The organism is Intestinibacter sp. (assembly GCF_034113885.1).
GTDB lineage: Bacteria > Bacillota > Clostridia > Peptostreptococcales > Peptostreptococcaceae > Intestinibacter.
This window is the reverse complement of record NZ_JAXEWM010000059.1, coordinates 1-7,791: the sequence shown is the minus strand read 5'-3', so window position 1 is coordinate 7,791 and position 7,791 is coordinate 1. Positions and strand designations below refer to the sequence as shown.

Sequence of the window (7,791 nt, the reverse complement as noted above, 5' to 3'; positions counted from 1 at the left end):
ATTTGAAGGAATCAAATACGCAAGAGAAAAGGGTATACAGGTCGTATTAGTTTCTAGATGCTTAACTGGTAGAGTTTATGATTCATACGGATACCTTGGCTCTGGGCGTGACTTGAAAAATATCGGATGTATATTCGGTGGGGATTTACCTGGTCAAAAGGCTAGAATTAAGCTTATGCTAGCTCTAGGTAAAACTGATGATGAACAAGAATTGAAGGATATATTTGAAAAAGGAATATATTATTAAAATAAAAGGAGTGTTTAAAAATAGAATAAAATCTATTTTTAAACACTCCCTTATATATTATCTAATTTAATTAACTCTCTCTATATAATTACAATTAACATGTAAATGATTTAAATACATTAGAAGTCTTTCATAAAGAGGATGAGTATTTTCTCCATATTCTTCTTCTAAGTTCTCGCCTATCTCCTCAACAGTTTTTTTACCGTCTATTTGTAAAAAGATGAAGCTACCATATTCATCAAGTTTAATTTTTTTATAAAGAGGAATTTTAAATTTTAATTTTCTAAAAAACTTTTGTATAGGATGATCTTGCTTTTCTAAGATTGTTACAATCTTATCATCAACCTGATAATCTATAGTATCTGAAATTTTAAATACTAATTTTAAAGCATCTTCATTATTCATTTGCTTTATCCTTAACGCGTGAGTTTAATATAGGAATAGCAGTTAATATTACTAATATAACTAATAATACAACAGCCATACCATTTCCTGCAGCAAATCCACTAGGAGCATGTCCGCCAACTAAACCAGTTACTTGACAGATTATACCTATAAGTCCAAGTATAGAACCACCAGCAACAAGTCCTGAAGATAAACTTATACCATTACTAACTTTAACTTCTTTTTCTACATCACTCTTAGTAGTTCTTTCGATAAATTCACGTACTAAAGCACCTACTAATATTATAGAAGTAGTTGAAATTGGTAAGTAGAATCCGATAGCAACTGTCATTATAGGTAAGTTTAGGAAGTGTAATACTATTGCCATAAATACACCAACTATTATCATAACCCATGGAAGTTCTCCAGACATTATACCAGATGTAAGTGTAGACATTAAGTTAGCTTGAGGTAAAGCAAATGGAGGATTATCTCCAGTTATTTTTAATTGTTCAGTTAATAAAACCATAACCCCAACAACAACTATAACACCAACTACAGCAGATATTGTAAAGTAACGTTGCATTTCATTTTTGTTGCCACCAATAACAAATGTTACTTTTTGAGATTGGCAATATCCACCAGCTATTGCTATAGCAACAACTATAAATGAACCAAATAAAAGTAAAGATTTGTTATCTGCTTTAGAAGTCCATCCCATAGCAACAAATACTACAGTAACTATAACTAATGAAGCTATTGTCATACCAGATACAGGAAGATTAGAAGTACCTATAGTTCCTGTTAATCTACCAGCTACTATAACAAATAATAGAGATAATATAAATGATAAAATAGCTCCAACTATAGTCATTACTATGCTTCCAGATATTATAAATGAAGCAATAAGTCCTATAACAGTACCAGCTAATAATATTATTAAATGAGCTGAAGAATTTTCACCTTCAGCTGAAGATGATTTTGCATTAAGAGTTTCTTTTACTGAAGCTATTATAGTAGGTATAAGTTTTATTGCACCGATTATACCACCACATAACATCATACCTGCACCTATGTATTTAACGTAAGATCCAGATATATCTCCAACAGACATTTGGTTTACTGCAAGTGAAGCATTATTCCATACCATAACACCATCATTTGCCATTTCAGCGAAATAAGCAAGTAAAGGTGTTATACCAAATGCTGATAGGATTGAACCAGCAAACATAGTTAAAGAAACATCAAGACCTACTATGAATCCAATTCCTAATAAAAGTGGATTAACTTCTAAGTCAAATTTCCATTTGTAGAATGATTTACCTGCAAAAGACATAACATTATTTGTTAAGTTTAGGAAAGAGCTTGAAAGTGTATTTAAAGCACCACCTATAACAAATCCGATTCCCATAAATTTCATTGAATCTCCACCTGCATCTGATGCTACTAGAGTTTCAGATATGGCCATAGCTTCAGGATACATAAGCTGACCGTGTTGATCAATTATTAAATAGTTATAAACAAGTGAAGCTATTCCTATACCAAATAGTACCCCTCCTATACCAACTGCTAAACCTTCTAAGAAAGTAAATTCACTACCTATTAATATAACAGAAGGTAATACGAATATAAGACCACTAGCAACAGATTCTCCACCACTAGCCATACCTTGAACTAAGTTTCTACCAAGGATTCCTTTTTGTTTTGCAAAAACTGCAACAAGAGCTGAACCTAAAATTGCACCAGGAATACCAGCAGCAACAGTAAGACCTGCCTTCATTCCTGAATAAGCTGTAGAAGCTGCGAATATAGCAGCAAATATGATACCGATAATTAATACAGCAATATTTCCTCCAAGTTTTGAATTATCCGTGACATATGGTATATAGTCCTTTCCAGCTACTCCACCATATGCTTCTTTTGGTAATTTTTTATCCAAATTACATACCCCCTTAATCTTTGTTTAAATTAATTTTTATATTAGTATTGATTCATACTTTCTAACCAAGTAACTACATAGTCCCAAACATTTTTTACTGAAGATATACTTACATGTTCATTTGGAGTGTGAACATCATAAGTATTAGGACCTATTGATATAGCTTCGCATCCAGCCATCTTTTTAAGGAATAATCCACATTCAAGACCAGCATGAATTGTCAGTATTTTAGGATCGTTTCCTGTTAATTTTTTGTAAGTTTCTATACTTATTTCTTCTAATTTAGAATCAACAGCTCTTTCCCAAGATGGATAGTGATCAGTTTCTTCATATTCAGCACCGAAAGCTTTAGCAACTAATTTTACAGTGTTATTTATCCATTCTTTTCTAGTGTCAACAGAACTTCTTGTAGTTGCTTCAAATGTCATAACATCATCTTTAGTTGTTACAACACCTAAGTTTATAGAGCTTTCTACTAGGCCTGGTATATCTGCACACATAGTTTGAATTCCAGATGGTATTAAGTTTAAAAGTTGAATTACTTTATTTTTGCATTCAGTAGTTAAAACTTTTTCGAAAGTAGTTTCGCTTAAGTCTATTTTTACATCTGGATCTGCAATTCTGTATTCATGTTTGAATATAGCTTCTATTTTAGATAATTCTTCTTTTAATTGAGCTATATCTTTTGCATCCACAGCTATAACAGCATCACATTCACGAGGGATAGCGTTTGTCTTAAGACCACCGTTTACGCTTATTAAATCGTAATCAACTGTTAATAAGTCTAATGTTCTACCCATTAATTTATTAGAGTTAGCATGGTTTTTATCTATTTCCATTCCTGAATGTCCACCTAAAAGACCTTTTAATTCTATTAGCATTCCTTGTCTTTCAGAAGTAGTGAATTCAAGTGGTAAAGTTGTACAGTTTCTGTTACCTCCAGCACAACCTACTAATATGCATCCTTCTTCTTCAGAGTCTATATTTAACATGTATTTTCCTGTTAAAACGCTAGTATCTAAATTTTTAGCTCCTGTCATACCTACTTCTTCATCAGTAGTTATAAGTATTTCTAATTCGGGATGCTTGATTGTATCAGATGCTAATAAAGCCATACCGTAAGCAACTGCTATACCATTGTCAGCTCCTAAAGTAGTTCCAGTTGCATATATCATGTCATCTACAACTCTTAATTGAATAGGATTTGTTAAGAAATCATGATTTGAATCTTTGTTTTTTTCACAAACCATATCCATATGTCCTTGGATTATTACCCCTGGACAGTGTTCATAACCTGCAGTAGCGGGTTTTTTGATTATTACGTTTAAGTGTTCATCTTGTACATATTGTAAATTTAAATCTTGAGCGAATTTACATAGATAATCACTTATAGCCTTTTCATTACCAGAACCTCTTGGAATTTGAGATATTTTTTCAAAATAATTTAAAACTGATTGAGGTTCTAAACCATTTAGTATCTTTTCCATTTAAAATCAACTCCTTGTCCATATTTTTTAAACTTATCATTTACTAGTATAATATTAAAAAACGAAAAGTAAAGTAAAAAATTAACAAAAATTTAATTTTTAATTTAAAAATGATTTAAAAGATTCTAAAAATTGAAAGATTGAAATTGGAAATTTTATAATAATAACAATTAAAAATATATGTTAATTTATTTGATGTAAATGTATAATTAAATGTATCATATATAATATCTAAACATCTGCTACATCAGCAGGTGCATTTTGGTATGTAAAAATATTTTAAATATATTGGGAGGTTTCTGATGGAAAATAGAAAGTATAAAACCAAAGAATTAATAGCAAGATTTCTTCCTTATTTTAGGCCGTATAAAAAAGTTTTATTATTAGATTTATTCTGTGCATTTTTAACTACAGGATGTGATTTAATATTACCTATGATATTGAAATATCTTGCAAATAAAGGGACAGAGGATTTAGCATCAATTACTGTGGAGTTAATAGCAAGTGTAGCTGGAATTTATCTAGTTCTTAGAATAATAGATGCTATTGCGAATTACTACATGACTAGAATAGGACATGTAATGGGTGCTAGAATAGAGACAGATATGAGAAAGGATGCATTTGACCATATCCAAAAATTATCTGATTCTTACTTTAACAACACAAAGGTAGGGCAAATTATGTCTAGAATAACTAATGACTTATTTGATGTAACTGAATTTGCTCACCATTGCCCAGAGGAGTTTTTTATAGCAGGAGTAAAAATAGTCATATCATTCATACTTTTATCTAGAATAAATATAGCCTTGACTACAATAATATTTATATTCATACCTTTGATGATCGTATTCAGTATGGATCAAAATAGAAAGATGAAGAGAGCATTTAAGAAGCAAAGAGTTCAAATCGGTGAATTAAACTCAAGATTAGAAGACAGCTTACTAGGAGTTAGAGTTGTGAAGGCTTTTGCAAATGAAGAAATTGAAGCAGAAAAATTCAAAAAAGACAACAGCAAATTCTTAGGAACTAAGAAAGAAACATATAAATATATGGCAGGATTTAAGATAATAACTTGCATATTTGATGGGATAATGTACTTAGTTTTATTAATTGCCGGTGGAGCATTTATGATGAAGGGGCTTATCCAACCAGCTGACTTATTTGTATATACATTATATGTGACAACTTTACTTGCTACAGTTAAGAGAATTGTAGAATTTGCAGAACAATTCCAAAGAGGTATGACTGGTATTGAACGCTTTATAGAAATAATGGACTCTGATATAGAAATATTTGACGATGAAGATGCTCAGGAATTAACTGATGTAAAAGGAAGTATTGAATTCAAAAACGTATCATTTGAATACAACGATACTGACAAGGAAGTTTTAAATGATATTAATTTATCTATAAAAGAGGGAGAAAAGGTAGCATTAGTAGGACCTTCTGGAGGAGGAAAAACTACTATATGTAACTTAATACCACGTTTTTATGATACTACAGAGGGAAGTATTTATTTAGATAATAAAGACATAAAGAAAATTACGTTAAAGAGTTTGAGAAAAAATATAGGTATAGTTCAACAGGATGTATATCTATTTGCCGGTACAGTTTACGATAATATAGCTTACGGAAATCCTAAAGCGACTAAAGAGGAAATAATAGAGGCTGCAAAGCTTGCAGGAGCTCATGAATTTATAACTCAATTAAAAGACGGATACGACTCTTATGTAGGTGAAAGAGGAGTTAAATTATCTGGTGGTCAAAAGCAAAGAATAAGTATAGCAAGAGTATTCTTAAAGAACCCTAAAATATTAATCCTAGATGAAGCTACATCAGCTTTAGATAATGAAAGTGAATATCTAGTATCTAAATCATTAGAGAGATTAGCTAAGGGAAGAACTACACTTACGATAGCACATAGATTGACTACTATACAAAACGCAGATAGAATACTTGTATTGACAGAGGATGGAATCGTAGAACAAGGAAATCACAAAGAATTATTAGAAAAAGAAGGCGTTTACTATCAACTTTATACTATGGCAAACGAAATTGCATAAATAAAATTAAAATAAATTAAAATAAATGCAAAAATTTTAGCCATAATAAGCTTGGGTTAGGTATAATATAAAGTGGTTTTATTTATGCTAAATCTGGGTTAAATAAAAAATCCCGAATGAGTATAATTTCGGGATTTTTATTAATAATATAAATATAAAATAATTGTGGTAAAAATTAGGAGGAATGATGAACGAGAAATCACTTAGAGTATTAGAGTTTAATAAAATAATAGATAAGTTAAAAACAAAAGCATCATCTTCTTTAGGACTTAAACATATAGAAAATTTAAAGCCAAGCAATAACTTCAATGAAGTAAAAAACACTTTGCTTGAGACAAGTGAAGCACAAGCTATACTTATTAAAAGAGGCTTAGTGAGTATGGAAGGAATACATGACATAGAAGATAAGGCTAAGAGAGCTCATGTAGGGGCGACACTTGACCCAGGGGCACTGCTTAAGATAGCAGATTGTCTAAGAGTAGCACGTAGCTTGAAGAAAAGCTTAGAAGGCTCTGAGGAGGAGGATTTTAACTATCCAATAATTCAGGCTCATACAAATGCCTTATATACATACAGAGATATAGAGGATAGAATATATACTTCTATCATAGGAGAATCAGAAATATCTGATAATGCATCTACTACACTTAGAACAATAAGAAGAAGGATAGTTCAAAAGAATCAATCTATCAGATCAAAATTAAATTCTATCATAAGCTCGACTACATACCAAAAATACTTACAGGATAACATAATATCTATGAGAGGTGATAGATTCGTTATACCAGTTAAGGCTGAGTACAGATCGTCAGTATCTGGTATAGTTCACGACCAATCATCATCAGGAGCTACATTATTTATCGAGCCTATGAGTATAGTTGAAATGAACAACGAGCTTAGAAAATTAAAGCTAGATGAACAAGAAGAGATAGAGAGAATATTAGCTGAATTATCAGCTATGGTAGGTGAGATTTCTGAAGATCTAATATCAAACCAAGCTATTCTAGGCAAATTAGATTTTGTATTTGCTAAAGGAAAATTATCTGTTGAAATGCGAGCTATAGAACCAGTTCTAAATGAAGATAAATATTTCAACATAAAAAACGGCAGACATCCAATGATAGATAAAAGGGATGTAGTGCCAAATAATATTTATTTAGGAAGAGAATTTGATACATTAGTTATCACAGGACCAAATACAGGTGGTAAAACAGTAACAATAAAGACTGTAGGTCTATTTGCGCTTATGACACAAAGTGGTCTACATATTCCAGCTGATTTTGGAACTAGTATGTGTGTATACGATAATATATTTGCAGATATTGGAGATGAACAAAGTATAGAACAAAGCTTATCTACATTCTCATCACATATGACTAATACAGTTTCTATATTAAAGGAAGTCACTTGTGATTCCTTAGTAATATTCGACGAATTAGGAGCAGGTACAGATCCAGTAGAAGGGGCTGCACTTGCAATTGACATACTAGAAGACGTAAATATGGCAGGGGCTAAATGTATAGCTACAACTCACTATAGTGAGCTTAAAAATTACGCACTTACTAAAAAAGGTGTAGAAAATGCAGCTGTTGAATTTGATGTAGAGACACTTAGTCCTACATATAGATTGTTAATAGGTGTTCCAGGTAAGTCTAATGCATTTGAAATATC

At 31.2% G+C, this 7,791-nt stretch carries 5 protein-coding genes and 1 pseudogene; 3 read left to right on the top strand and 3 right to left on the bottom strand.

All coding sequences use genetic code 11. The features are described 5' to 3' along the window. Nucleotides 1-247 (top strand): annotated as a pseudogene (locus tag SPD90_RS03780) (asparaginase); the annotation flags it as partial. A 66-nt stretch (nt 248-313) separates the two neighbouring features. Here the strand turns inward: SPD90_RS03780 and SPD90_RS03775 are convergent. Genes SPD90_RS03775 through SPD90_RS03765 form a run of 3 tightly spaced genes read right to left on the bottom strand, consistent with a single transcriptional unit; the run spans nt 314 to nt 4,057 of the window. Then, nucleotides 314-652, bottom strand: coding sequence for a PqqD family peptide modification chaperone (locus SPD90_RS03775; RefSeq protein ID WP_320625091.1), 339 nt, complete (start codon nt 650-652; stop codon nt 314-316). Beyond that, nucleotides 645-2,570 carry an OPT family oligopeptide transporter gene (locus tag SPD90_RS03770; RefSeq protein WP_320924348.1) on the bottom strand — a complete coding sequence of 642 codons (1,926 nt, stop codon included), beginning with the start codon at nt 2,568-2,570 and terminating at the stop codon, nt 645-647. The genes SPD90_RS03775 and SPD90_RS03770 overlap by 8 nt, the downstream gene beginning before the upstream one ends. Nucleotides 2,571-2,611: 41 nt before the next feature. Next, nucleotides 2,612-4,057 (bottom strand): aminoacyl-histidine dipeptidase, encoded by a 1,446-nt coding sequence (locus SPD90_RS03765; protein ID WP_320924347.1) that lies wholly within the window; start codon nt 4,055-4,057, stop codon nt 2,612-2,614. A gap of 302 nt (nt 4,058-4,359) precedes the next feature. Here SPD90_RS03765 and SPD90_RS03760 point away from each other — a divergent pair, with 302 nt between their 5' ends. Both SPD90_RS03760 and SPD90_RS03755 read left to right on the top strand, forming a co-directional pair. Further along, the gene (locus SPD90_RS03760; RefSeq protein WP_320924346.1) at nt 4,360-6,120 is read left to right on the top strand and encodes an ABC transporter ATP-binding protein; all 1,761 of its coding nucleotides are present in this window, start codon (nt 4,360-4,362) and stop codon (nt 6,118-6,120) included. A gap of 187 nt (nt 6,121-6,307) precedes the next feature. After that, on the top strand, nt 6,308-7,791 hold a 1,484-nt coding region (locus SPD90_RS03755; protein ID WP_442909041.1), incomplete at its 3' end, for an endonuclease MutS2.